This window comes from Bradyrhizobium sp. C-145, from assembly GCF_023375135.1.
GTDB lineage: Bacteria > Pseudomonadota > Alphaproteobacteria > Rhizobiales > Xanthobacteraceae > Bradyrhizobium > Bradyrhizobium zhanjiangense.
The window spans coordinates 6177947-6203510 of record NZ_CP088150.1 but is presented as its reverse complement, the minus strand read 5'-3'; the positions used below and the strand labels follow the sequence as shown (position 1 = coordinate 6203510).

Here is a 25564-nt window from a genome sequence, read left to right as displayed (position 1 = left end):
AGGGCCGATCGCAAGGGCGCTCGGCTTCGGCTGGCAGAGTGGAATATCCATGACCTGCTGTCGCTACGAAGCCTGTGCACTCTCTTCGCGCGTGGGCTTGGGCACATAGAGCAGCTCTCCGCCGCTCTCGGTGCCATCGTCATAGAGCGAAATGACCTCCTCGGGTATTCCCGAGAGGTCCGAGCAACGGAGATAGTCGCGCATGACGGTGCCGCTGCAACCCGAATCGATGTTCGGCGCGCCGTGCTTTGCGGCAGCGTCGTCGAGATGAACGGTCCGGAAGTCGATACTGAAGCGAGTGACGCCCGACGTGTTGGGCACGCTTGAGTGCATTTGCGCAGCGGAGAACTGTATCAGGCCGCCTACAGGGCAAATGAGTCGCAGCTGCGGATCCAGCTCGAGCGGTTCAGTAGCGCGCGGCAGCGGGCGTGGGTCACTCTTGATCAGCTTTGCGACGCTTTCTCCGCGATGCAGTTTGTTCCACACATAGTAATTGTATTCGGAGGAGCTGTTTTTCACCGGCTGGCTCCAATAGCGCGGGTGGAAGGCCATCGCGTTGTCCGATTCGATCTCATAGATCGGCAGCCACCAATTGATCTGGGAGGCTGGGGCTGAGTACCAAGTATCGCGGTGGGGGTGCCAAGCGAATGCGATACCCGTGGTGAGATAGTTATCGCTCGTCGAACTGCGCATTCTGGGCACATCGAAAAAGGTCTTCTCTGGATCGCACCCAAAGTCCTCCAAGATCCGTCTCAGGTAACGCTTCGATTCAGGATGATGAATGAACTCTGGCTTCAACTTGCCCAGAAGGTCGGCGTAACGTTCGACCTCCATGGCCTTCTGCGCCGTCCTGGGGTCAACGCCGCCGAACGCATCTTCGACCATCGACCTCGCGAAGTTGACGAGATCTAGAACGGTTTGCCGTGTCGAGTAGACAAACAGCTGTCCATCGTACAGTCGTTGACGGCGGATATCGTCCGAAACGTTCAGGTCATAGAAGACTGTGTTGTTCATGAGAGTCACTCGGTCGTAGTTGCGGCGGAGTTAATTTATTTAATGGTAGGACGATCGCAAATATAGATCCAGTTAAAAAGTAATGTTTCGATAATAGTGAGCGGCTGGCGTTGGCGGTGGTGGAGTTCCCGGAATTTCTTTAATTTTATCACGGGATCGATGCGATTTCAATCAATTTGGCGAAGCTAAAAATATTTGTTTGATTTAAATTTGTATTGATCCTAAATAGAGACTGCCGCGATTACCAGGATCTAATGCGGGGTGAGCGGCTCAACGACGTGATTCTCACCGCGAACCGGACAGAGCTATGCACGCCAAACTGAAGGAAGGCGAAATCGGGGGCAATGGAGCGCCCAGGTTTGGTTGTTGCCGGCTATGCGGCGCACCGCTTGCAACGACTTTCGTGGACCTCGGCATGTCGCCGCTCTGCGAAAGCTTCTTGCCGGTCGGCGCGATCGACAAGATGGAGCCTTACTTTCCGCTCCACGCGCTGGCTTGCGGGGAATGCTTTCTCGTGCAGCTCCGGGAGTATGTGCAGCCGGAGCACATCTTCAGCGAGTACGCATATTTCTCGTCATATTCCACGTCATGGGTCGAGCACGCGCGCCGCTACTGCGAAGCGGTCACGGCGCGGTTCGGGCTCGGACCCGGCAGCCAGGTATTCGAGCTTGCGAGCAACGACGGATATCTTCTTCAGCATTTCCTGCCGCTCGGCGTGCCCGTTGTTGGAATCGAGCCAGCGGCCAATGTTGCTGAGGCAGCTCGCCGCAAGAGCATTCCGACCCTTATCGAATTTTTCGGATCGACGTTGGCTGATCGCCTCGTCTCGCAAGGCTGCCGCGCCGATCTCATCATCGGAAACAACGTCCTGGCGCAGGTCCCGGATCTCAACGATTTTGCGGCTGGAACGGCCCGTCTGCTTGCCCCGGAAGGGGTCATCACACTGGAGTTTCCGCACCTTGAACGGCTCATTGCGGAGAACCAGTTCGATACGATCTATCATGAGCATTTCTCGTATTTCTCATTGCTCACGATTGACTACCTCGCGCGACGGCACCAGCTGAAGCTATTTGACGTTGAGCAACTCGCCACGCATGGCGGATCGCTGCGCGTATATCTGTGCCATGCCGATGCCAGCCACAAGCCGTCTGTACGTGTGGACGCGCTTCTGGCTCATGAACGCGAGCTTGGATTTGAGAAGATCGAGAGCTACTCGCGGTTCGCTGAAAAGGTTCATCGCACCAAGCGCCAGCTCTTGTCATTCCTGATTGAGTGCAAACAGAACGGCGCTAAAATATGCGGCTATGGCGCACCCGGCAAAGGTAATACTCTGCTCAACTACTGCGCCATTGGCACAGACTTTCTCGATTTCACCGTTGATCGCAATCCATACAAGCACGGGCGGTATACGCCCGGGATGCACATCCCCATTCATCCGGTATCCGCGATCGACGAATTTCGACCGGATTTTCTGTTAATTTTGCCGTGGAATTTGAAGCGAGAGATCGTCGAACAAATGCACCATGTCGGCTCGTGGGGATGCAAGATGGTTGTGCCCATACCCGACGTGGAGGTGATTGACCCCAGGGACTTCGCACCATGAAAGTCGTTCTGTTCTGCGGCGGGCTTGGCACGCGCATTCGCGAATACTCAGACAGCATTCCGAAGCCAATGGTGCCGATCGGTCAGCAGCCGATCCTGTGGCACGTCATGCAATACTATAGCCAGTATGGGCATCAGGACTTTATTCTTTGCCTTGGATACAAAGCGAACGTAGTCAAGGATTATTTCCTCAACTACAAGCAGACCGCGAACAGTGACTGTATGGTCTCGAATTTCGGCAAGAAGATTGAGATACTGGGAGAGCGACCGCCCGATTGGCGCGTCTCGCTTATGGACACCGGAATGTGGCGCAACATCGGGCAGCGCTTGATGGCGGTCCGTCACTTGGTCGAGGACGAGGAGATGTTCCTGGCCAACTACAGCGACGGTCTGACAGACGCGTACTTGCCCGATATGATCGATCGCTTCAGGAAGAGCGGCAAGATCGCGTCCTTCATTGCGATCCATCCGCCTATTAGCTTCCATCTTGCTGAATTTGACGAACAAGGCGGCGTACGGCGGATGCGGGCCAGTCAGGAATCCGACATATGGATTAACGGTGGATATTTTATCTTTCGCAACGAGATATTCGACTACATTCGGGATGGCGAGGAGCTCGTGGTTGAACCTTTCAAACGCTTGATCGAAAGCGGGCAATTGATGGCCGTCAAGCATGAAGGATTCTGGCGTGCGATGGATACGCTGAGAGACAGGCAGGTGTTGGAGGAAATGGTCGAACGCGGTCACATGCCGTGGCGGCTTGACGTCGGCGCTCGGGTCGCAGCAGTACCATGATCGGATCTCGGCTCGTTGCACCGGGGGATCATTTGTCGGTGCTTTGCCTGGGCGCCCATTCGGATGACATCGAAATTGGCGCGGGAGCGACACTGTTGAGCTTACTGGAACGCGGCGTTCGCCTCGATGTGCACTGGTGTGTTCTTAGCGCAGTAGGCGAGCGTGAGCGCGAAGCGAGGGAATCTGCCGCAGACTTCCTGTCCGAAGCGGCCAGCGCTAAAATCGAAATGATGAAGTTTCGAGATGGCTTCTTTCCGGAGCAGGGCGAGCAGATCAAATGCTGGTTCGAGACATTAAGAGAGCGTGTTGGGCCAGACCTTATCCTCACGCATCGACGGGAGGATGCTCATCAGGATCACCGACAGGTATCTCGCCTGACGTGGAATACCTTCCGAGATCACCTCATCCTTGAATACGAAATACCGAAGTGGGACGGAGATGTTGGACAGCCGAATTGCTACGCGCCAGTCTCGGCCCGAGCATTGCAACGGAAGATCGATCTCATGGTTTCACACTTTGGAAGTCAACGGTCCAAACAATGGTTCGATCCGGAAGTCTTTCGTGGGTTGGCGCGGCTCCGGGGAATGGAATGTCGGGCGCCGGAGAAGTATGCGGAGGCATTTGTTGCCCGGAAGCTCACTATGGTCTGATCAGGGGACCATCTTTACCGAGGTATACGGACGGAATTTACGTCGCAGGTGTCCTCTCTGATTCGCGGAGGAGCACATTTTGATGAGCCATATTCGCAAGTAAGTAGAGCGCGCGTCTTCCCAATTCAACGTGCTGAGTAACCGCAATGAAGGACTTGAAGGAGCGGGCAGTTCGCGGAGGCTTCGCAAAGCTTTGTGGGCAGGCTGCCAATTTCGCTCTTCGTCTTGCGTCAATTGCCATTCTGAGCCGCCTGCTCAATCCCGAAGACTTCGGTTTGCTCGCGATGGCTACTGTTGTCACCGGCGTGTATGGATTGTTCACCTCTGCCGGCCTTTCGTCAGCTACGGTTCAGAGGGACACCATCACCAACGCGCAAGTTTCGACCTTGTTCTGGATCAACATAGCCGTTGGGGCAGTACTTGCACTCGCGTGCGTCGTGACTGCCCCGGTTCTTGTCGCGTTTTTTCATGAGCCTCGGCTCTTTTGGGTGACTGTCGCAATATCGGCTGGATTTATCTTGAACGCGGCGGGCGTGCAGCACTTTGCACTGCTTCAGCGGCAACTGCGGTACATCGCTCTCGCAGTTATCGAAACGGTAGCCCAGGTGGCTAGCAGCGCGGTTGCGATCGCAATGGCGCTCGCCGGCTTCGGTTACTGGGCACTCGTGGCCATGGCTATTGTTTCGCCCGCTGTTACGACGGCGTGCATGTGGTTGACGACATCGTGGATCCCGGGGCTACCCCGCTTAAAGGTAGGGACCGGCGCCATGCTGCGCTTCGGTGGAACCCTGACCTTGAATGGCCTGGTCATCTATGTCGCCTATAATCTCGAAAAGGTTTTGCTCGGGCGCTTCTGGGGCGCAGACGCCCTCGGGCTATATGGAAGGGCGTACCAACTCGTTACTATTCCCACTGAGAATCTTAACTGGGCGATTGGCGGAGTTGCGTTTTCAGCGCTCTCGCGTCTCCAGCACGACCCCGTTCGTTTGAAGAACTATTTTCTGAAGGGCTATTCTCTGGTCGTCTCCGCGACCATTCCAACCACCATCTTCTGCGCTCTATTTAGTGATGATATTGTGCTAGTGGTGCTTGGACCCAAGTGGGTAGAGGCAGCGGTTATCTTTCGACTGCTGTCCCCGACAGTTCTGATATTTGGGATGATCAATCCTCTTTCGTGGCTGCTTCTGTCCAGCGGACTGCAGGGCCGTAGCTTGGCGGTCGCTCTGGTCATTGCTCCACTGGTCATTTCCGCTTACCTGATTGGATTGCCCTACGGCCCGAACGGAGTGGCTCTGGCGTATTCGACGGCAATGACGCTGTGGCTTGTTCCTCATGTTCTGTGGTGTCTTCACGGTACGCCGGTATCTCCGTGGGATTTGTTTCTAGCAGTAAGGCGTTCGTTTCTCTCAGGCATCGTGGCTGCGGCTGCGGCATTCATTGTCCTCTTGTATTTTGGACAACAAGGGCATTCACTCTTGAGGCTTACGTTGGGCGGTTGTGTCATGGCCGGCGTATATTGCTATATGATTTTGCATGTCATGGGACAGAGAGCGTTTTACCTAGATCTACTTGCGGTCATGAGAAACCCGTCCCTTGATCGAAAGGCTGAGTATTAAGGTAGGCCGTGGCGGGGTCCACCTTGCTTGATCAGACTTCGCTTGACGCGGCGAAGCCAGGTGATGATTGATTTTGGAAAGACAATGATTGCCATCGGCCAGGCCAATCTGAAGACATCCACTATTGCGATATGGCTAAAGCCGCGGCGAAAACGCCAAATCGTTCGAAGCACTTCGGCCAACGTGCCGCCGTTGTCTCGGAAACGCGACAAGATTAAAGCATTGCGACGGGCGAAACAGCGTCTGGCATGTTGTTGTAGCCGACGGCGCTCCAGCAGCTCAGGAACGGAATGGTTGGCGTAATTGGAGATCAAATCGGCCGCGTTCCAACCGTCCCGCATCAGCTGCTCGATACCCAGCCTGGAGCTGTCACTGTCGCTGTGAAAGCTGAACGTGGCGCAGGATTCGTTGACCAATCCAGCCTTGCCCATCAACAAAAGGGGAGCCCATGCTGCCACATCGCCGGCATGGGGCAAGTCGATCCGAAAGCCTCCGATTGCGCGGAGATGAGCAGTTTGGAGCATGATGCTGGACATTGCGATGTCTATCTGATCCTTCAAATACTCCATTAGAATATCCGAGCCATTCCAGATCCCTGTTCCAAGCCGTAAGCTGGTTTGTCCAGGCCGTGTCCGAGCGAGTACCGCGGAGCGCACATCGCTCAATGCGATAACGACTGAAATTTGCGGATGCCTTAAGATTAGGGCAACACAACGTTCCAGCATCCAGGGCGCCAGTCTGTCGTCATCAGAAACAAAGACTATATAGTCGCCTTTTGCCTCGGCTAAACAGGCGTTCCAATTTGGAAGAAGACCGATATTAGTCTTTTGCCTGACCACACGCATTCTAGGATCGTTGAATTGGTTCAGCACCTCCGGTGTGTTGTCAGTTGACGCGTTGTCCGATATGACCACTTCGAAGTGTGAATACGTTTGCGATAATGCCGAAACAACGCAATCTCCAAGCCACCAAGCCCTGTTAAATGTTGGAATCGCTATTGTAACCAGCGGACCTCTTTCGAACTCTGGCACGGTATTTGAGAATGCCATTTCGACACCATGCTCCACTTATCCTGCGCGGTAGGCTGTCGGTTGGATTTGTCCGTTCTGCCGGGATGAGCGATCGGGGCGGCAATACATCGTTGAAGGATTACGGCTCAAGCCCGCCGTGATCCACCGACGTCATCGTTGGCGTCGTCAGTCGCTCCTTCGCCTCGTCTACCTTGGCATCGCGTTTCATATCAACCGAGGGAGGGTCGGAAACTCTCTCCAACCAAGCTTCGCGCCACCAGGAATAAATGCTTCTCGGGCAAAACATTCGGCAATTGCTGTAATGCGAGCGACAATAGACTCCCTCCAAGATGACGGCAGGGAACTTCATTGTTGACATCGTTCCCGTCGTCTCATTTATAAATTTCGTCACCCGGGTGCGGACCCGATAAACTTTTCCGCAATACGGAACCATTTCAGCGTCGAAGTACATCCCGCGATTCTTGTATCCATTGAGAGTTGCGAGAATCTCCCAGTACGGTTTAATTCGAACCAATTCGCCGGGCTGCAGATTTAGATCCGCGAGCGGAGTAGGCTGACCGGGTGCAAGGGTTCCTCTATGTCGCGGGTAGGGTACGCCGCCCACGAAGGCCTGAAACTTGTCATAAAGCCAACGCGCAGGAATACCCAGCCGCCCCCTCTTCGCGAGCGTTAGATGGTAGTAGCTGAGATACCCGAAACCGCGGCATATCTCGCCCAAGCTCGCGTTCCCCGAAGTGTAGTCTTCGATGTATTGCCTGATGTCCCACCATGAAAGAGGGGTCGTGAACAGGGGCATTTGCGTCGCCTGGCACATGTACCTTGTATCAGCGTCTTGTTGGCCGCGGACGTACGTGGCCCGCCGGATATCATCCTCCGAGCAGCCGTTCCCGTTCGTCTGTGCTTGACGCTCAAGCCTTTTTCCATCGGTCGGCACCTCAATGGAAGTGGCTCTTTCCTCCACAGGCCTGAGCCAAGCCTCCTTCCAGAAGATCAGACACGCGGCCTGACAATCGCCGTATGCCTTGCCATTGCAACGCGTTTCGAGGTGCACCGCGTTGGCAAGCCGCCGACTTGCGATTTCAACATTAACCGTGTCGCAAGCCTTGTGCGCGCGCTTGTAGACTTTGAAGCGACGTCCGCAATAGTCAAACATCTGCGGCATGAAGGGGAGGCCTTCCAAGCGGCCGTCCTGGTCAAGCGACCGAAGAATCTCCTCCTTACTTCGGACCTCGACCCAATCCCCTACTTGCACTGTTCACACCTCTCGCGGTCCAGCGTTGCGCCATGACATTGGGTCCAATGGTCCGCCAAGGCAGCTCGCGCCCTGCGAATACTCGAAAGCTCAATCGCTGGACCTTCAAATTCAACAAAAGTCTTTTTAATCTGATGCCCTAAATTAATATCAAAATAATGATTTTTCAACAGTTAAATCAAATAATGGCGTGCCCCAGGGCATATTTGTTTTTCCTGCCAGTGCGGCGGCCTTTGTAGCTTGTGTGCCGGCCAAAATCTCCTCGACTCGGCTCGCCCGAACCAAATTCCTGGCAGTCCTTTATTATGCTTTGAGAATTCTGGGACATCACCAGCCTGTGCGGCCGATACCGCAATACTCCTTGCGTACGCACGCCGACGCCTCTCCTTGGCCGGGTCGATCCAAAACTGGCGTTCCTGATGGAGTGGCTGGATCAACTCCCGCGTGGGCGAGCCAGCGTCCTCCGATCCTCAACTTGTCTTTCGGTGCGGCGATCGCAAGGGGGCGCCGGCGACCGTCCGGCTTGGGAACATACACCCGCCGGGATAACAATGCCCGATATGCTCCCCGGTTTGCCATCTTGACTCATGCCTCCATCAATTCGGCATCCCTAGAGCAAGCCGCTGAGGGGTGCTCACCGGCAGCATACGATGCGCCGTATGCATTGCTGGACCACATCCCCTGCTGCTTCCCAAGATGCCGAGGACACGCTGGCGGAGGCGGAAACCGCCAGCGCCGCAAAATCCTTGGTGGCAACCACGTCGTCGAGAGCAGCGGCCAGAGCGTGGGGAGTCGGGGGGGCGTACCGCACAAAGGGATTATCGAGAACGGCTCGGTTATGCTCGGCATCATTGACTACGGGGATGCAACCCGCTGCCAACATTTCATGGGGAACAAGGGATACATTCGTCATCGACAGGCTCAATCCGGCAAAGCAGCGATTGTAGATGCGGTTCAGATCCTTGGGTGACATCAGGCCGTGGTCGACGTAGCTGAACGGCAGCTTACCAATCCGTTTACCGTAAAAATGTATTGTGAGCTCAGGATGACGCTCAGCGAAGAGCTTGAGCGCTATTATTCCAAGCTCGAAAGCCCGTCGCGGCGTTTCCGGCCTCGCGTAGAAAACTATCCCGTCTCGAGGACGCTCTTTTTCTAAAAGATGGTAGTGCTCAGTGTCGCAGCCGAAATCGAACGACTCCACAGCCATCCCGTACTCGTTGCTCAGTTTCTTTGCGAGAAAGCGACCCGCAGTGATCGCGTGGAAGTTCATGCGATAAGTGTTTTCCGCGAGCACGCTACACCCCCCAACAGGGTAAAACCACGGCTCAAAATCCTGTATGAGATAGAATCGGATACCCCGACACACATCGCTGTACACGCAATACGCGGTTTCCCAGGCAGTAGCAACGACCGCATGGGCGTCAGCCATGCCCTCTCTAACGTCGTGCACCTCGCCTGCGAATCCAGGAAAGACCTCCCGAACTCTGGAGGCATAATAGGTGGCGTCACCGCCGTAAACGTCGTAGAGATAAATGCGACAAATGTGTCCAGACCGCTCCAAGTGCTCTATAAGGCGAAACATCGTTGTGTGGCCACCAGAACCCGCCGCAGGAGGTACGATGACCCAGTTGACGATGAGGCGCTCGTCTCTTTCCATGCGGAGCGGCACCCACGTCCGTGGCACGGTTAGGTCACAAGCGAGTACGTCGGACGGCCGCACGGGAAGAGGCGTCACTGGCGGCGCGAGCCGGTTCGCCAGGGCGCGCCGCAACCGATCCAGAATCGGTTGAGCGCCATCCTCGCGCCAGATCCGGTGAACTTGGCGATAGCGGCGACCAATCTCCATACGGGCACGCCTAAGTGTCGCAGGAGTAAGTTTAGCGTCCGTTGCTGCGTGCGGCATCTCGACCGCTCCTTCCTTCTGTCATATCCGATCTCCGGCCCGGTGCGATCTTGCGAGAATACGTTTCGTCCCCACGGTGCGAAGACAGACGATCGAGGGCGTAACCATCGGCGAGCAAACGTAGGAATGCACACTTCGGTCGGCCGCTTGCACCGACAGCTCGCCCGACAGATCTCGGTAGGCCTCCTCGACCGAGCTGGCATCGCAGATAGCGCTCAACAATGTCATCTTAAGGTTGGCCACGAAGGTTCGGCATCCTCAGCCGCATGACTGTCTCGGCTACGGCTCGCGATCGTAGTGCCCCAATCCACGCGTAGCCAATTGAAGTCTGGTGCTCGCGGGTTTCGAACTGGGAAGCACATCTTTCCTGTCGCGACCTTGATCGCGGGCGTGCCAATGCAAGCCGTACTCCAGTCGAGAGCAGTCAAGGACGGACGCGAAGAGCTGGCATAATGGCTCACTGAATGTATCCTGGCCGTTTCATGGGAAACATTTGCCTAGGTTGCCGATCACCGCGCGACGAGGGGGCACCGCAATCCGTATCCGCAGTTGCGCAAAGCAAAAGGGCCATCATCTGGATACGGGATGGGGTCTTTTCCGTTATCCCATGCGATATTGTTGCGGATGGCCGCGGGCGCCATATTCTGCTGCAAGATATATCCGTATTCCCCTTTCTCAAGGTAGTTGTTCTCGACCACGACGTTGGTGATAGTGCCGGGTAGGTTGGCCTTTTGGACCAATTGGATTGTGTACGCCGGGTCACCATACAGCAGGTTGTCTCTGATGATGACATCGTTGACGGAACCAAAGTCGTTATCGAGAAAGACCTCTGCCGTGCCGCCGTAACCGGAGGGTATGGAAATCGTATTGTGCTCGATTACCACATGGTCTTGGCCACCTAGGGCGGTGATGCCGTCATAGTGCGGCTGGATAGAGTCGTAAAATAAGTCGTGGATATAGTTGCCACTGACGGTGCTCGCGCCGTCCGTTAATTGGATGCCAATACAGGTATGCGAAATGTCGTTGCCGGAGAACGTTCCGTTGCCGAGAATGCCCGAGTTGGTTTGGTCGCCTCCGATGATTTTGCAGTTTTGAACCGTAAGGTTGGGCGATTGTTCGCCATGGACACCAAACCAATCATTAGTCTGGATGACGCAGTTACGGACCGTTACGTTCGCAGCATCGACGGTGAGTTGGCCGTTAATGATCACGTTCTCGATCACTGCGCCCGGCGTCGTGATGGTCATTGGACCGTTGTAGTTCGTCAGGGTAGCGCCAGCCGGGACACCCGCCGTATCCGCGGTAGGCAGGCCGAAGCGAGTTGGATCGACGTCGATCGGGGTAGTCATTGGCAGGTTGGGCGGCACGATCGGCCCGCGGAGATTTCGTGGAGGATGGTCGCCGATGCCCGAATTCCCAACAGAAACGGTAAGGCGAATGGTTGAACTTCCTTTTACTCTGTTGATTGTGCCCGAGAGCGCGATAGTGAAAGAATCCTCTCCTTCATAGCCCGACTTGGCCGTGTAGGTGAAACCCGGACCCTCTATTGTAACTTGTCCGGTCCGAGGCAGAGAGACCAACTCCAGACTTTCAATTATGACATTGTTGTACCGGAGACCACGAATGCAACTCTGACCAGTGCCAATCTTCATTGACCAGTTCACGATCTCCGCTGTCAGGCCGTAGCGCGGTCCATTAACAACGCACCCAATGGCGTGTGCTGCTGGTGTGCTCATCAACAAGAGCGCAATCAAAACTAACGCTGTCGTCATGGCGGATGTCCGCTGCTTAGAAATCCTTGAGTCATGCAGCCTCACTTGTTCCTCGAAGGTGCGCAGTGCACGATAAACTGACGTGCGGCCATGTTGATGTTAAATCTTCGTCGCACGAGGAGCGCTGAAGCGAAAGGACGCCAAACCGGCATCGGCCCGGTCGAGGTGGCGCGGGCGAGGGTCCGCGAGCGCGGGGCGTCCAGCGGGGGCAGCGGATCTCGGCGATCCTGCCGTTATGGGCACGGCCGACCTGAACGTGTACGCGTGGGCCGATGGCGTCTTCCTGCAGGCTCGCATGGAAGACCAGGGCGAGTGCATGCTGGTGCTGATCGGCGCGACGCCGGAAGGCACGAAGGAACTGATCGGCTTTCAAGTCGGCGTGAGTGAGAGCGCGCAGAGCTGGCGCGAACTCTTGATCGACGTCAAGCAGCGCGGGTTGCAGATCGTGTCGGAAATTGCCGACGGCGACGGCGCGCTCGGCTTCTGGAAGGCGCTCGACGAGGTCTTTCCCGGCACACGGCACCAGCGATGCTCGGTGCACAAGAAAGTGAGCGTCCTGGACAAGGTGCGGACCAGCATGAAGAAGGATCTGCGCGAGGTCTATTGGGCGCCGAACCGGGCGTCCGCCGAAGCGGAGATCGACGTCTTTGCCGAAAAATACCGCGCCAAATACGGTCAGGCGGACGCATGTCTGGTCAGGGATCGCGACGCGCTGATGGTCTTCTACGACTTTCCTGCCGAGCATTGGGATCACCTGCGCACCACCAATCCCATCGAGAGTGTGTTCGCCACCATGCGAAATCGGACGACGCGCACCAAGGGTTGGTTGTCGCCGACCGCCGCCAAGCTGATGGTGTTCAGTCTGGTCATCGCTGCATCAAAGACCTGGCGGCGGCTCTGCCGAATCGCAGATGTCATTCAACGACGGCATCGAGGTCATCCAGGTGCCGGCAAACCACGCCGTCTGATCACCTTGTCACCAAAATCCAGCATAGCTCATAACCAATCTTGCAGGAAGGTGTCGATTGCTCATTAAATTTAGAGCACTGCCGGCTCTTAATTTATATAGTGACATGCTCGGTGGGTGATAATGTGGCCACAGCCGGTATTGAGCGAAGTTTACCCCAAAAATCTTTTTCCGGGCGACCTAGGCAGGAACGGAGTAGTAGATGGGCATTGAAGTGGGGGTCTACGCCAGGTCACGGCGTTACCGAGATCTGGAGGGAACGATTCCCGGTGCTCCGCGGCGGCAAGCCATCAGTGCGGATCGGCCCGGCAAGAAGACGTTGCCGTGGCCCGTTCGTCTTTTCTTGGCCTCCTTGGTCGTCCCCTGGGTTGGGACAATCGGTTCTGTCTCGCTGTACACCTCCCGGGTGATCCTACTCGCGATGGTCCTTCCCTGCCTGGCCAAGTGGATGCGCGGCGCGTCAGGACGGATACGGACCTCCGACATAGCCCTGCTGCTGTTCTGCCTCTGGAGCGTAGTGAGCCTGGTCGTGGTCCATGGCCCGGAATTTGCCGTGAAGCCGGCCGGCATCCTGTTTGTTGAAACGATGGGCGCCTATCTTGTAGCCAGATGCTACATCAGGGACGCCGACGACTTCTTCAATATGGCACGCATGCTGTTCAGGGTCGTGGCGTTTCTCTTTCCGTTCGCGCTCTTAGAGGCACTGACCGGGCGCAATGTTCTCCTGGAGCTTTTCGCCGCCATTCTTCCGTCCTTTCCGAATGCCGGCAACGATATGCGTGCAGGTCTTTGGCGAGCCCAGGTTGTTTTCGAGCATTCGATCCTGTTCGGCATCTGCGCCGCTAGCGCCCTCGCCGTGACCCATCTGGTCCTCGGCCACCGCATTCCGCTGTTTCAGCGGTGGCTGAAGACTGGGCTCGTTGGAGGAACGGCATTGCTGTCATTGTCGTCGGCCCCAATCGCGGCCATCGCCGTGCAGGCGGCGTTGATGATGTGGAGCGCACTCTTTAGGAAGAACCGGTACTGCTGGAAAATTCTCTGGTGCGTGGCCTTGGCAGCTTATCTCGCCGTCCTATTCGGCTCCAATCAGAGCCCGATCCAGTTCTACATTTCAAAGTTTACCTTCGAGCCGGCTACAGGCTGGCATCGCCTACTGATTTGGGAGTACGGCTCTGCTTCGGTCCTGAATCAACCGCTTTTTGGCATCGGATTTGAAGACTGGGCGCGATCTAGCTGGATGCCGCCAAGTGTCGACATGTTTTGGCTCCTAACTACTATGAGGTTCGGCATCCCGGGTGGCCTTCTGATGGTATTGTCCTTCTTCGCGGTGTTTCTCGGCGTGAGCTTCAGGAAGGGACTGGATGAGCGGCTGGTCGCCTATCGAACTGCTTATCTGATTATGATGATTGCATTCTTCCTAGTGGGCTGGACAGTCCACTATTATGGAACGGCTTATCTCTGGTTCATATTTCTTCTTGGCAGCGGGGTATGGCTGCTGGATGTGGGGATCGACGATGGTGGGAAGCGTCAAGGAAACCATGGCGCGGTTGATTGAGATCTGAGAGTCTCCGGCTGAAGTGGACCCCGAAAATCGGACCGGTTGACTAATGGATTTTGCGCCGTTCCCCTCGCAACAGGCGGAGCGGAGAATGACGCAGAGGACGAGACGGAAGATTGGCCCGGCGCTGAAGGCGAAGATCGCGCTTGAGGCGTTGGCGAGCATAAGCGGGACCACGCGGGCGAGATTGAAAAGCTGCACGCCAAGATCGGCCAGTTGATCGTGGAGCGGGGTTTCTAGCGAAGAGGTCCGGACGATGAGGCTCCCCGGACCGCCGTGCGCTCGTTGACCGCGGCCAGAGTGAACTGTCGGTTCGCCGGCAGTGTCAGTTGCTCGGAATTGCCCGCTCCGGCATCTATCGGCTGCGACCTGCTGCGAATGGCGATGACGATCCGGCGTTGTTGCGGCGGATCAACGAGTGCTGCGGGCCGAGGGGCACGCGGTCAACCGCAAGCGCGATTGCGGCGCTCGGGCCGAAACCGCGCACCACGAAGCCGGCGCCGGGGCACAAGGTTTTCCCTTGTCTGTTGCGCGGTCTTGCGATCGAGCGGCCGAACCAGGTCTGGTGCGCTGACCACCTATATCCCGATGGGCCGCGGCTTCCTCTATCTCGTGGTGATCATGGACTTGGCGAGCCGGGCGGTACTGGGGTTGCGGCTGTCGGCTGTCGAACATCATGGACGTCACGTTCTGCCTTGACGCGCTCGAGGGGGCGCTGCCCGCTTCGGCACCCGCAGATCTACAGATCTTCAACATCGACCGGGGTAGCCAGTGGCCTTCACCGGCATCCTGGCGGACGATGGCATTCGCATCTCGATGGACGGTCGTGGCCGTTGGATGGACAATGCGCTCATCAGGTCATCAGTAAGCGCTTAGCCATGACCCTATTGAAGCTGGCTTGACGTTTTGCGGAATCGCCACGGCATGAGGTCATCGATCCTGCTGTGGGGATGGCCGTCGATGATCGCCTCGAGTGTTTCAGCGATGTAGGCAACCGGGTTGACGCTGTTGAGCTTGCAGGTGGCGACGATCGACGCCAGCATGGCCCAGTTTTCGGCCCCGATTTCATGGCCCGCGAAGAGCGCATTTTTTCTGGTTAGGCAGACCGGCCGGATGGCGTTCTCGACCGGGTTGGTGTCGAGTTCGAGACGCCCGTCTTCGAGGAAGCGGGTCAGCCCCTGCCAGTGATTGAGCGCATAGCGGATGTCCTCGGCGAGCGTTGAGCCGCTGGAGATCATAGAAAGCTGCTTCTCAAACCACGGTTTTAAAGCCGCGATGAGGGGCAGCGAGTGCTCCTTGCGCGTGGCCAACCGGACGTCCGGCGACGAGCCGCGCACCATGGCTTCGATGGCGTAAAGCTGCGCGATGTGTCGAACGGCGGCCTCGGCGATCGGAGACTTGCTGTTGCGCACCAATTTGACGAAGCGCCGGCGCAAATGGCTCCAGCAATGCACGAGCGTCCACGGCCCTTGCGGTCGAACGACCTCGGTCAGCCGGTCATAACCGTCATAGGCATCGCATTGCAGGTAGCGTCCGCCAAAACCGTCGAGGAACTGCTCAGCAAAGGCACCGCTGCGACCAGGGGCATATCGGAACAGCACGATCGGCGGACTTGGCCCGCTGTGGCCGCGGTCGTCTGAGGCGATCGCCCAGAAGTAGCCTTTCTTCGTTTGGCCGCGCCCCGGATCGAGTACCGGCGCCCTGGTCTCATCCATGAACAGCCGATCCGCCATAGCCAGGTGGTGGCGCATGTGGTCCGCGATGGGCTGAAGATGGAAGCAGGCGCGGCCAGACCAGTTGCCCAGTGTCGCCCGATCAAGCCGGATCCCCTGGCGCGCATAGATCTCGGCCTGACGGTAAAATGGCGTGTGGTCGCCAAATTTGGAGACGATCACGTGCGCGATGGCCGCTTCGGTCGGCAGCCCGCCGGGCACGACGTGCTCCGGTGCGTGCGCCTGCACGACGGGGCCCGAGCAGCGGCGACAGATATATTTCGGGCGGCGCGTGACCAACACCCTCCATTGCGCCGGGATCACGTCCAGGCGTTTGCTGACGTCCTCGCCGATCTTCGCCATGGCGCCGCAACCGCACGGACAGAGCGTGCTTGCGGGCTCGATGATCCGTTCCACCTGCGGCAAATGGGCAGGCAAGCAGCCGCGATTGCGATGAGGACCTTGATCCGGCACGTTCCGCGATCGGCCGTTGATCACAGCCTCGGCTCTCTCCTGCGCCGCGTCCAAGATGCCTTGCGCGATCTCCACGTCTTCCAGCGGTAAGTGATACTGATCTGGCCGCAGCTTCTCGGACTTCGAGCCGAACTTCTCGCGGCGCAATTCGCCGAGAATGATCTCTAGCCGACGCCGCGCTTCCTCCGACGCCGCCAGCGCCCCCTGATGCTCGCTCAAGGCCGCCTGCGTTTGCGCCAAAAGCGCCTTGAGGCGTTCGTTTTCGTCGCGCAGCGCCGCGATGCTCATGTGCTATTTCGAGCACATCGGCGCCACACGTGCCACGCTCAAAATAGCGGCCGAGTCATTCTGCCGCAGTTATCCAGCGACCTGCGGCCGCCGCGCTTCTTCCGGGCGGACCAACCTCCAATCCAGCCCCTCGAACAAGGCCGCGAACATCGCCGGCGACATCCGCATCACGCCGTCCGCGATCGTTGGCCAAACGAACTTGCAACCTTCGAGGCGCTTGTGAACCAACACCAGGCCCGTTCGGTCCCACACCAAAATCTTGATTCGGTCCGCTCGTTTCGATCGGAACACGAAGGCTGCGCCGCTGAACGGGTCAAGACGAAGCATCTCCTGCACCTTCACCGCAAGCCCATCGTGGCCACAGCGGAAGTCGATCGGCCGCGTTGCAACGTAAATCTTCAGATCAGCACCGGCCGCAATCATCGTGATGCTCGCAGCACGCGGATCACCCGGGACAGCTGCTCGGCATCAATGGCCGTATCCGTCCGCAGCACGATATCACCAATCGCGATCTCAAGCTTGATGGCCGGAGCCTGACGCTCTTCCAACGCACCTCCCACCACCAGCGGCGCGAATGTCGGCTGGGACGCTTCGCACGCCGGCAGCAGGCCTCGCTGTCGAAAGCGCCGTCGCCAATCGTAGATCTGCCAGCGCGTCGCTCCGTGCTTGCGCGCCACCTCGGCCACCTGGGCACCGGGCAACAGACTCTCGGCGACGATCCGAGCTCTCTCAGCTTCCGAGCGCACGCGCCGCCCCGACGGTCCTTCCAGAACTTCCAACCGGCTCAGCGACCCTGGGCCGTCTAAATGGACGTCCTTTTTGCTGTCCAATCCCATCTCAAACCTCCGTCCAACCCGGAGGCTTCTTCGCACAGCTATTCCGATCCCGAAGCAAGGGTTCCGGCTAAGCGCTTACGGTCATCAAGCGACTATGGCGCTCGTTCAAGCATGAGAATATCTACCTTAAAGGCTCCGCCGAGGGCCGCGACGCCCATGCCGGCGCCGCTTCGTGGCTCGCGTTTTTACAACGCCGTGCGTCCCCACCAAGCCCTGGCCAATCGCACGGCGATGGAGGTGTGGCACGAAGGCATGGCCGCTACTCTGGCGGTGGACATGACGCTGCGCTTGGACAACGCTGCCGCGTTGACCACATGCCCACAGCCGCAACAGCTACAGCAGACAGTACCCTTCGCGGCGTGATATCAGGAGATCAGGGCGGCCGACAATCCACCTAAAGAGATTGGACCCCGTGGCTCACGGATGGGGTCCACTTCACCATTCTTTGCGCAACATAGGGGCGCGCCACATCGACGCTTCAGCTGAAGAATTACTTTCACTCATAATAATCCGTCCCGTCTCGATAAATGTTCGAATGGTGACGATTAGGTGTGGCGATGCTTCTGCACTTAACCGTTCGGTTTTGTTCAACATCTCAAGATGATCAAGCTTGTCAAATAGCTCCTGTTCATTGAAAGCAGCCAGAATACGGCCTTGCTCAGCGAAGCGCTTTGCGGTTGCGACCTGATGGTCATTCCGGTGCTCGCCTAAATTCTTTAGGCGAGGCATGACAATAATCTGCTTTCCCAGCTCGAGCGCAGTAATGATTGAACCCATGCCGGCATGAGCTATCACAAAACTTGCTAACTCTACGCGCTTCCTGAACTCGGTAGGACTCATAAACGGTTCGGCGCGAAGGTGTGTGGGGCAGTAACTTGACAGGCCAGTCTGCGCGAACACATCCGTTTTTCCGCGTAGGCCTGCCCACTCGTCAACCGTCCGGATCAAACGGTCAAATCGTCCTTGCGTGCCGACTGTAACAAAAATCATAGCACGGAGCCAACGTAGTGGGGACCTTTCGGGCGTGCCAAGTGGGGCCACTGAGTCAGCCAAAGGTCGGCGTAACGACTAATTTTAGACCCGGAAATTGAAAGCTTCTCGACGTTCGCGATGCTGTCCAGCCATATCGTGCGTGCCCCAATCAGTCGCGCAAGTCGTAATGCAAAGTAGCCCGGAGCGGCGCCTGTTGAGATGACAACGTCAGGCATCTCGGCCCAGATGATCCGAGTCAACTGCGCGGCGGTTTTCGCTAGACCGAGTTTGCTAGAAAGGTTGGAATCATTGACCGTCCAAAATCTACAATCCTTAACTTGCGATCGGTATGATTCATGCGTTGTGACGAATGTCACTTCGCAGGTGTCAAATGCGGCGCTGACGCGGAGCAATTGGATCCAATGGCCTCCGCCCGAAGAAACTGCCAGGAGCTTATGACGCTTTCCGCGCGGAGCGATGTTTCGGAGTAAAGCGCTTGAAGCGGCGAATTCGCGCATTTTCCTAACCGCCGTATAATGGCTAGGCTGATTATGTTTAAATATTAAAAATAAATCAATCTAATATTTTATTAAATGGTGATCATGGAACGTGAGCCAGCCTGGATTTGGCATTTTTTAGGCTGGAACGGTGCGCCGGCGCCCCACTATTTTAGGTGCGTCTCGAACGGCCGGGATGGCTTACTCAAAGCGATCCATATCCGTCGCATTTGGCTTCTGTACGCCTACGGACAATTGTAGCATTGCCACGTAGAAACCTAAAAGCGAGTTTTGAGTACGATTGCGTCTGCGCCGCAGGGGCGGCGCGGCTGCGTTTATCAAGACACCAGCTGATAGACGAGCTCGGCCATGCCGCGGTGCAGATTGCCGCAACCGCAGAAGGCAAGCCAGGAAAGGATCAGAACGCGGACGTATTTAGCTTCATGGCCGCGGGCCCTGCGCGTGGCAGGTGGCAATTGTCCGATCTTAAGCCAGTATCCGTCTTCTATTTCCGATTCCACGCTGCCGAGAGCTTTAAACCGTCGGCCCGGAGTAGCACTCCGATCATGCGGCCACTGCGATAGAGCCTGATCGCGGTCAGACAGAGAAATGCCAAGATGCGCTCCCGGGGACCTGAGACACGGGGCGAGAAGAGCAGTGTCCGAAATTCAACAACTGGAGATCCGGCAACTGCGATCGCCCTGCCGAACCAACGGAGCGCACCAAGGCGTCGGGACCGGATGCGCTCATAGTCATGAGCGATGTGCCTGTCCCATTTCCTTGTCAGCTCGGCGAAGGTCTTCCGAGCGGGATGAAACACGATCATCTCCGGTACATACCGTATCGCATAGCCTGCCGCGCAGGCGCGCAGCCCCCAATCGCGGTCCTCGGCAATCTCGATCCCCGCAAAGGATCCGATCTCGGTGACGACCGCCGGTAACATTGCGAGATTGGCAGTTACCGAAAACCCTTCTGCGATGTGTTCGCTGTTGCGGTAGGAATAGATGCTTTCATATGGTTCGAGAAATGTAGGCCGCGACGGATTTTCATAACTGACCTGAACATCGCCACCGATGATCCGAGTACGTCGGTCGGCGAAGGCGGCCTCGATCGCAGCGAGCCAACCCGGATCGGCCCGGCAATCAGCATCGGTAAATGCTAGGATGTCACCGCGCGCCTCCCGGATCCCGCGGTTGCGAGCCGGCCCCGGGCCCGGAATGGATTCTGAGACGATTCGGACATCAGGCCAAGCAGAACAAACCGTGCTGGGCAACCTCGCCGACCCGTTATCGACGACGATGACCTCGACCTTGCTAGTGATGGCATGCTGGGCGTGCAGGGCTTCCAAACAAAGCGTGAGGTAGGCTTCCTGGTTGAGATGCGGAATGATGACTGAAATCAGCATTGGCGGTCCAATCAAAAGAACTCGCGCAGGAACGTTTCCAGCGCGAACAGAGCCCAGAGCGTCTTGTCGTGATTCTGCTGTCCTTTTGCATGCTCGTCCAGATAGAGCCTGACCGTCCCGCGATCGAGATAGTGACCGCTAATGCTATCCGACCCGAGCAGGAGTTCGCGCGCCGGATCGCGCAACGGGCCGCGAAACCATTCCGTCACCGGCATTCTGAAACCGTTCTTTCGCCGGGTTAAAACCGATTTCGACAGGCGCGGGCCCAAAGCCTCGCGTACAATCCGTTTAGTAACACCCCACTTGATGCGTTGGCTGTCCGGCAAGGTGCTGGCGAACTCCGCGAGCCGAACGTCCATGAACGGTGCGCGCGCCTCGATTGAGGCAGCCATTGTCATCATGTCCATCCGCTCGAGCAGGTTGTCAGGCAGCCAGGACGTCTGATCGAAATGCAGGACACGGCGCAAGGGTGTACTTCCCGCCGCCGCACTGAAGGGGCGCGCATCGGGCTGGCGGAAGACCGCGGGACCGGTCCACAGAGTCTTGCGTTCTGCCGCGGTGAGCGCGCCGAACCAGGAGATCATTCGCTCATCGAACCGGGGGGTGCTCATTGCTCGTGCGGCAATTCTCAATCTCCGGCCCACCGCAGGAGCCGGAGATGTCGCTGCGAGTAGAGCATGCCCCGCGAGCGACAGCAGTCCCGGTCCGGCAAGGCGGCCAAGATGCCCCTCCACAAGGTGCTTCGGATAGCCACCGAACATCTCGTCAGAACCCTCACCCGACAGGATGACCTTCACGTGTTTCGCAGCCTCCACCGACATCATGTAGATCGGCAGATCGGCGGTCTCCGCGATTGGCGCGGCACGATGACGGCTGAGCACCGGTAGCAGCGCGGTCAGGTCATTCGGCACGAGTTCCAGCGATGTATGGGTCGTGCCGATCCGACGCGCGGTTTCGGTGGCGGAACTCAGTTCAGAAGCTGGATCATCCCGGAAACCGACCGAAAAGGTTCTTATTTCGGGGGCGCCGAGATGGGCCAGCGTCGCTACGATCGCCGTAGAGTCGAGCCCGCCCGACAGGAACGCCCCGAGCGGCACATCGGCTCTCAGGCGCAGCTTCACCGCCTCATCGAAAACGGCAAGGAACCCGGCGACCGGGTCATCGGGTGCTGTATGGTGTAGCGCTGTCTCTTCCGGAGCGGTCCAGTAGCGCCGCGTTGTCATCTCTCCGTTCCGCCATACAAGATAGCTTCCCGGTGGCAGCTTGCGGATATTACGAAAGAAAGTAAATGGGCCCGGGGCGTAACGCCAGCAGAGGTATTGGTAAAGCGTGTCGATGTCGAGTTCGGCACGCACTTCCGGATGGGTAAGCAAGGCAGCTATTTCGGAGCCGAACACCAGCACCCGTCCGGAAACCGTCTGCCGCTCGGCGAGGAACAGCGGCTTTTTGCCGAACTGATCCCGGGCCAGCACAACGGTCCGCGTGACGTCGTCATGCAGCACAAACGCGAACATGCCCCTGAACCGGGGCAGACACTCGGCGCCCCATGTGCGCCAGGCTTCGAGGATAACCTCGGTATCCGAGCAGGAGGTGAATCGCGCGCCCCGCTCCAGAAGCTCCTCTCGGATCTCGATGTAGTTGTATATTTCGCCATTGAACACGACGGTGAAGCGCCCATCGTGGCTGGTCATTGGCTGGCTACCACCTGAAATATCGATGATCGCAAGGCGACGGTGACCCATAGCGGCCACTGCTCCTCCGGAAAGGGGGAGCGTCACCTGCCCTTCACCATCCGGCCCGCGATGCCGAATGGCGTTCGTCATGATTCGAAGGCATCCAGGGTCTGCTGGCGGTCCTATCCATCCCGCAATGCCACACAAAAGCTGCTCCTCGGATTACCTTGCAACAAATGGCGCGACGCCGACACATAATTCGTTGAATAAATGGCTTTAAATATTTTGTTCGGAATTAATAATGATCAGGATATTAGGACAGTCAAGATATGTAGTATATATAATTCTCATCGATTCCGAGTGGTGTTGCTCTCGGTGGCCGCCGGTCGGCAGAGCAGGGATGGTTGTGCATGGTAGACGCGGCTGGCAAATTTGAGATGCGGGATGCAATTTATCGAGGCGCTGAGCCGGACATTTCGATTGTCATCGTGAGCTACAACACACGCGTCATGACGCTAGAATGTATTCGTTCTGTTTTAGCGCAAACAACGACAGTACTCTACGAAATCATCGTTTTCGATAACGCTTCAACAGATGGATCTCCAGAAGCAATTCGCGCAAACTTCCCTCAAGTCGAGCTCATTGCCTCGCAAGAAAATCTTGGGTTTGCGGGCGCGAACAACATGGCCGCGATGCGGGCGCGCGGTCGCCGGTTTCTCCTGCTCAACCCGGACACCCTGATCTTGAATCACGCAATCGATCGTCTGAACGAGTTCGCCGATGCGAATCCGCGCTTCGGGATCTGGGGCGGGCGCACCGTGCTGTCTGACGGCAGCTTGAACCCTGGCTCGTGTTGGGGAGATGCTACATTATGGAGCATCTTCTGTTTGGCTACTGGTCTGACCAACTTGAAGCGCAACAGCGCAGTTTTCAACCCCGAAGGATACGGTGGTTGGAAGCGTGACAGCATTCGCGCCGTCGATATTGTCACGGGCTGCTTTCTTCTCATAGACCGCGAACTTTGGGAGCAACTTGACGGCTTTGATCCTGATTTTTTTATGTACGGCGAAGAAGCGGACTTGTGCCGCCGGGCGCGCAAGCTTGGTGCATGCCCGACCATCACGCCTGCAGCTACCATCATTCACTACGGCGGGTCTTCTGAGCCCGATCAAGCAGAATATCGCATCAAGGTCTTTGCTGGCCGGATCACGCTGCTGCGGCGTCACCATTCTGCTGCAACGATTCTCGCAGGCAAGATCCTGTACATGATGCTTCCCGTCCTGCGTTTGCTTGCGTACGGAACGGCCGGCGTGGTCTCGGGCAGAAATGATTTCCGCGAAAAGGCGCGAATTTGGCGCCATTTCTGGCAACATCGTCAACGCTGGGTGAACGGGTGGAGCGACGTCGGCGTGAGGAGCGCACGCGGCAATCTGCGCAACAACGTGTCAAATGAGACAGGTGCTGCTGAACATCCGTCAGAGGACGCGCTATCCCGCTCGCGCCACCAGGGGTAGCTACTGATGCGGCGGGAAGTTACTATTGTGGTCTATCATCACATCGCGGAGCACGAACCGCCCCCGAGTCCGGGACCACCCTCGCTGCTAAGAAGCCGATTTGTTGCCCGGTCGCGTCGTTCGGCTCGGGACGAAACAATTGCCGCCATCGCAGCAGCAATGAGCGCGAAATGCCATATGGCCGCGCCGTCGCCGCGACCTGGCGCGGCGCTTGTAAGCTCTCTAAAGCGGGATGGGGTTTGGTTGAATCGATTTGGGATTCCCAAATCAGTGTGTTTCTGATTCACCATGCTGGCTGGATAGGAGGCCAGCATGGATGGGCAAACCTTATTCTCTGGATCTCCGCAAGCGTGTTGTGGCCGCGATCGAGGGCGGGATGTCGCGCAATCGGGCCGCCAAGCAGTTTGGGGTGGCGATCAGCACTGCCATCGGCTGGATGCAACGGGTCGAGGAGACCGGCAGCGTTGAGCCTGGCCAGATGGGTGGTCACAAGCCGAAGGCGGTTTCGGGAGACCACGCAGTCTGACTGTCGCAGCGGATCAAGGACGGCGATTTCACTATACGTGGCCTCGTTGCCGAGCTTGCCGGTCGCGGCCTGAAGGTCGACTACCACTCGGTGTGGGACTTCGTGCATGCCGAGAAGCTCAGCTTCAAAAAAAGCGTGGCGGCTGGCGAACGCGATCGTCCCGAGGTCGCGCGGCGGCGAGCCCAGTGGACAAAGTATCAAGGTCGCGTCGAGGCTGAGCGGCTGGTCTTCATCGACGCGACCTGGACCAGAACCGATATGGCCCCCTTGCGGGGATGGGCGCCGCGGGGGTGCAGACTTCCCGCCAAGGTTCCTCACAGCCGCTGGAAGACCATGACCTTCCTGGCGGCCCTCCGCCATGACCGGATCGATGCGCCATGGTTCATCGAGGGACCAATCGATGGCGTGAGCTTTCGCACCTATGTCGAGAAGGTTCTTCTGCCCGTCCTTCGACCCGGCGACATCGTCGTCTTGGATAACCTCGGCAGCCATAGGAGCAAAGCAGTGCGCCAGCTCATCCGTTCGGTCGGTGCCAAACAATTCTTCCTGCCAAAATACTCGGCCCGACCTGAACCCGATCGAACAGGTCTTTGCCAAGCTCAAACATCTGCTCCGAAAAGCTGCCTCACGAACCGTCGACGCGGTCTGCGCCGCAATCGGCCAGGCACTTGACGCCTTCACTCCCGAGGAATGCGCCAACTACCTCAAAAACTCAGGCTATCAAACCTAATGCCATCACGCTTTAGGACGATGTTAAGCTTCTCATCCTCAGCTTAACGTCGCCGGTACGCATACGACGAAGACCGCCTGATTGACGCATGCGCGCGGGCACAGTGAGCTCTATGATCGGTTGGGTGATGGTCAGGCGGCCTGCTGACCGGCGGGCTTATCGGCCTGGCGCAGGAGCTTCCATTCCCAGGGCAGCTCGTGCATGCGCGACGCGGGAAGATCGGCGATCCGGGCGAGGACCTCGGCGAGCCAGGCCTTGGGATCGACGTCGTTGAGGCGACAGGTCGTGATCATCGTCAGCATGATGGCGGCACGCTCGGCGCCACGCTGGCTACCAGCGAAGGTCCAGTTGCGCCTTCCCAAGGCGATGCCTCTCAATGCGCGCTCAGCGCAATTGTTGGTCAAGCAGATCCTGCCATCATCGAGGAAGCGGCCGAAGTCGTCCCAGCGCCTGACGTCCGTTTTTGTGAAATTAACGCGCTCAAAACGCCGGATCGAGTTCAACCGGCGTGGTCAAATATGCCTGACGCAGCACCGGGTTGTTATTGTCCACAACGTATCGGCGCGAAGCGCTTGGCCACGCAAGCAACAGTATTCTTCAATACAATCTGTTGTTGGCACCACTGGCGCTAGAGCCGCCCCAATTTCGCCTGCCGATTTTGATCGGAGATCTTCAACTGAGTAGTTCAGGATCGACTGGCAATAAATCTGCGGGGACCGGCACGTTCAAAATGGTTGCGCAACACTCATCGCATTAACGCTTTGGCGCTGCGGCTGC

Annotated in this window: 19 protein-coding genes and 3 pseudogenes; 9 read left to right on the top strand and 13 right to left on the bottom strand. The window is 57.5% G+C overall.

The features are described 5' to 3' along the window. Positions 1-63 precede the first annotated feature (63 nt). Entirely contained in the window at positions 64-1014 is a 951-nt protein-coding gene (locus LRP30_RS29300) for a hypothetical protein (RefSeq protein ID WP_249756983.1), read from the bottom strand. A gap of 307 nt (positions 1015-1321) precedes the next feature. Here LRP30_RS29300 and LRP30_RS29295 point away from each other — a divergent pair, with 307 nt between their 5' ends. The 4 genes from LRP30_RS29295 (at position 1322) to LRP30_RS29280 (ending at position 5677) form a co-directional block, all read left to right on the top strand. Continuing rightward, positions 1322-2617: a class I SAM-dependent methyltransferase gene (locus tag LRP30_RS29295; protein WP_249756982.1), complete on the top strand. Its 1296-nt coding sequence runs from the start codon at positions 1322-1324 to the stop codon at positions 2615-2617. After that, the gene (locus tag LRP30_RS29290; protein WP_249756981.1) at positions 2614-3411 is read left to right on the top strand and encodes a glucose-1-phosphate cytidylyltransferase; all 798 of its coding nucleotides are present in this window, start codon (positions 2614-2616) and stop codon (positions 3409-3411) included. Before LRP30_RS29295 ends, LRP30_RS29290 begins: the two co-directional genes overlap by 4 nt. Further along, positions 3408-4061: a PIG-L deacetylase family protein gene (locus LRP30_RS29285; protein ID WP_249756980.1), complete on the top strand. Its 654-nt coding sequence runs from the start codon at positions 3408-3410 to the stop codon at positions 4059-4061. Before LRP30_RS29290 ends, LRP30_RS29285 begins: the two co-directional genes overlap by 4 nt. Before the next feature lie 146 nt (positions 4062-4207). After that, the gene (locus LRP30_RS29280; RefSeq protein WP_249756979.1) at positions 4208-5677 is read left to right on the top strand and encodes a lipopolysaccharide biosynthesis protein; all 1470 of its coding nucleotides are present in this window, start codon (positions 4208-4210) and stop codon (positions 5675-5677) included. Here the strand turns inward: LRP30_RS29280 and LRP30_RS29275 are convergent. The 4 genes from LRP30_RS29275 to LRP30_RS29260 form a co-directional block, all read right to left on the bottom strand. After that, positions 5674-6726 carry a glycosyltransferase family A protein gene (locus tag LRP30_RS29275; protein WP_249756978.1) on the bottom strand — a complete coding sequence of 351 codons (1053 nt, stop codon included), beginning with the start codon at positions 6724-6726 and terminating at the stop codon, positions 5674-5676. The two genes, LRP30_RS29280 and LRP30_RS29275, sit on opposite strands and share 4 nt — an antisense overlap. A 100-nt stretch (positions 6727-6826) precedes the next feature. Continuing rightward, entirely contained in the window at positions 6827-7888 is a 1062-nt protein-coding gene (locus LRP30_RS29270) for a hypothetical protein (RefSeq protein WP_249756977.1), read from the bottom strand. Between the two features lie 706 nt (positions 7889-8594). Further along, on the bottom strand, positions 8595-9617 hold the full coding sequence (locus tag LRP30_RS29265) for a glycosyltransferase family 1 protein (protein ID WP_249756976.1): 1023 nt from the start codon (positions 9615-9617) through the stop codon (positions 8595-8597). A 755-nt stretch (positions 9618-10372) separates the two neighbouring features. Beyond that, positions 10373-11635 carry a right-handed parallel beta-helix repeat-containing protein gene (locus tag LRP30_RS29260; protein WP_249756975.1) on the bottom strand — a complete coding sequence of 421 codons (1263 nt, stop codon included), beginning with the start codon at positions 11633-11635 and terminating at the stop codon, positions 10373-10375. A 256-nt stretch (positions 11636-11891) separates the two neighbouring features. On the opposite strand from LRP30_RS29260, the pseudogene LRP30_RS29255 reads away from it, so the two are divergent. After that, positions 11892-12603: pseudogene (locus tag LRP30_RS29255) on the top strand (IS256 family transposase); the annotation flags it as partial. Between the two features lie 201 nt (positions 12604-12804). Beyond that, positions 12805-14157: an O-antigen ligase family protein gene (locus tag LRP30_RS29250; protein ID WP_249756974.1), complete on the top strand. Its 1353-nt coding sequence runs from the start codon at positions 12805-12807 to the stop codon at positions 14155-14157. Between the two features lie 887 nt (positions 14158-15044). On the opposite strand, the gene LRP30_RS29245 is transcribed toward LRP30_RS29250, so the two are convergent. From LRP30_RS29245 to LRP30_RS29235, 3 genes are all read right to left on the bottom strand, one after another. Next, entirely contained in the window at positions 15045-16634 is a 1590-nt protein-coding gene (locus LRP30_RS29245; protein WP_249756789.1) for an IS66 family transposase, read from the bottom strand. Between the two features lie 69 nt (positions 16635-16703). Beyond that, positions 16704-16976: an IS66 family insertion sequence element accessory protein TnpB gene (tnpB, locus tag LRP30_RS29240; protein WP_249756788.1), complete on the bottom strand. Its 273-nt coding sequence runs from the start codon at positions 16974-16976 to the stop codon at positions 16704-16706. 77 nt (positions 16977-17053) lie between these two features. Continuing rightward, positions 17054-17470 carry a transposase gene (locus LRP30_RS29235; protein ID WP_249756787.1) on the bottom strand — a complete coding sequence of 139 codons (417 nt, stop codon included), beginning with the start codon at positions 17468-17470 and terminating at the stop codon, positions 17054-17056. A 156-nt stretch (positions 17471-17626) separates the two neighbouring features. Between LRP30_RS29235 and LRP30_RS29230 the strand changes: the two genes are divergently transcribed. After that, positions 17627-17833 (top strand): transposase, encoded by a 207-nt coding sequence (locus LRP30_RS29230; protein WP_249756973.1) that lies wholly within the window; start codon positions 17627-17629, stop codon positions 17831-17833. Between the two features lie 72 nt (positions 17834-17905). Here the strand turns inward: LRP30_RS29230 and LRP30_RS29225 are convergent, their stop codons facing one another. From LRP30_RS29225 to asnB, 4 genes are all read right to left on the bottom strand, one after another. Further along, positions 17906-18460 carry a glycosyltransferase gene (locus tag LRP30_RS29225; protein WP_249756972.1) on the bottom strand — a complete coding sequence of 185 codons (555 nt, stop codon included), beginning with the start codon at positions 18458-18460 and terminating at the stop codon, positions 17906-17908. Continuing rightward, positions 18457-18960, bottom strand: coding sequence for a UDP-N-acetylglucosamine transferase subunit ALG14 (locus LRP30_RS29220; protein ID WP_249756971.1), 504 nt, complete (start codon positions 18958-18960; stop codon positions 18457-18459). The genes LRP30_RS29225 and LRP30_RS29220 overlap by 4 nt, the downstream gene beginning before the upstream one ends. Positions 18961-19444: 484 nt before the next feature. Beyond that, a complete protein-coding gene (locus LRP30_RS29215; protein WP_249756970.1) occupies positions 19445-20344 on the bottom strand; it encodes a glycosyltransferase in 900 nt (299 codons plus the stop codon). An 11-nt stretch (positions 20345-20355) separates the two neighbouring features. Beyond that, positions 20356-22167 carry an asparagine synthase (glutamine-hydrolyzing) gene (gene asnB / locus LRP30_RS29210; protein ID WP_249756969.1) on the bottom strand — a complete coding sequence of 604 codons (1812 nt, stop codon included), beginning with the start codon at positions 22165-22167 and terminating at the stop codon, positions 20356-20358. 260 nt (positions 22168-22427) lie between these two features. Between asnB and LRP30_RS29205 the strand changes: the two genes are divergently transcribed. Together LRP30_RS29205 and LRP30_RS29200 are read left to right on the top strand one after the other, a co-directional pair. After that, complete coding sequence (locus tag LRP30_RS29205) at positions 22428-23531, top strand: glycosyltransferase family 2 protein (protein WP_249756968.1); 1104 nt, start codon at positions 22428-22430, stop codon at positions 23529-23531. A gap of 316 nt (positions 23532-23847) precedes the next feature. Then, a pseudogene (locus LRP30_RS29200) lies at positions 23848-24787 on the top strand (IS630 family transposase). Positions 24788-24918: 131 nt separating this feature from the next. Here LRP30_RS29200 and LRP30_RS29195 read toward each other — a convergent pair. After that, positions 24919-25242 (bottom strand): annotated as a pseudogene (locus tag LRP30_RS29195) (transposase); the annotation flags it as partial. Between the last annotated feature and the right edge of the window lie 322 nt (positions 25243-25564).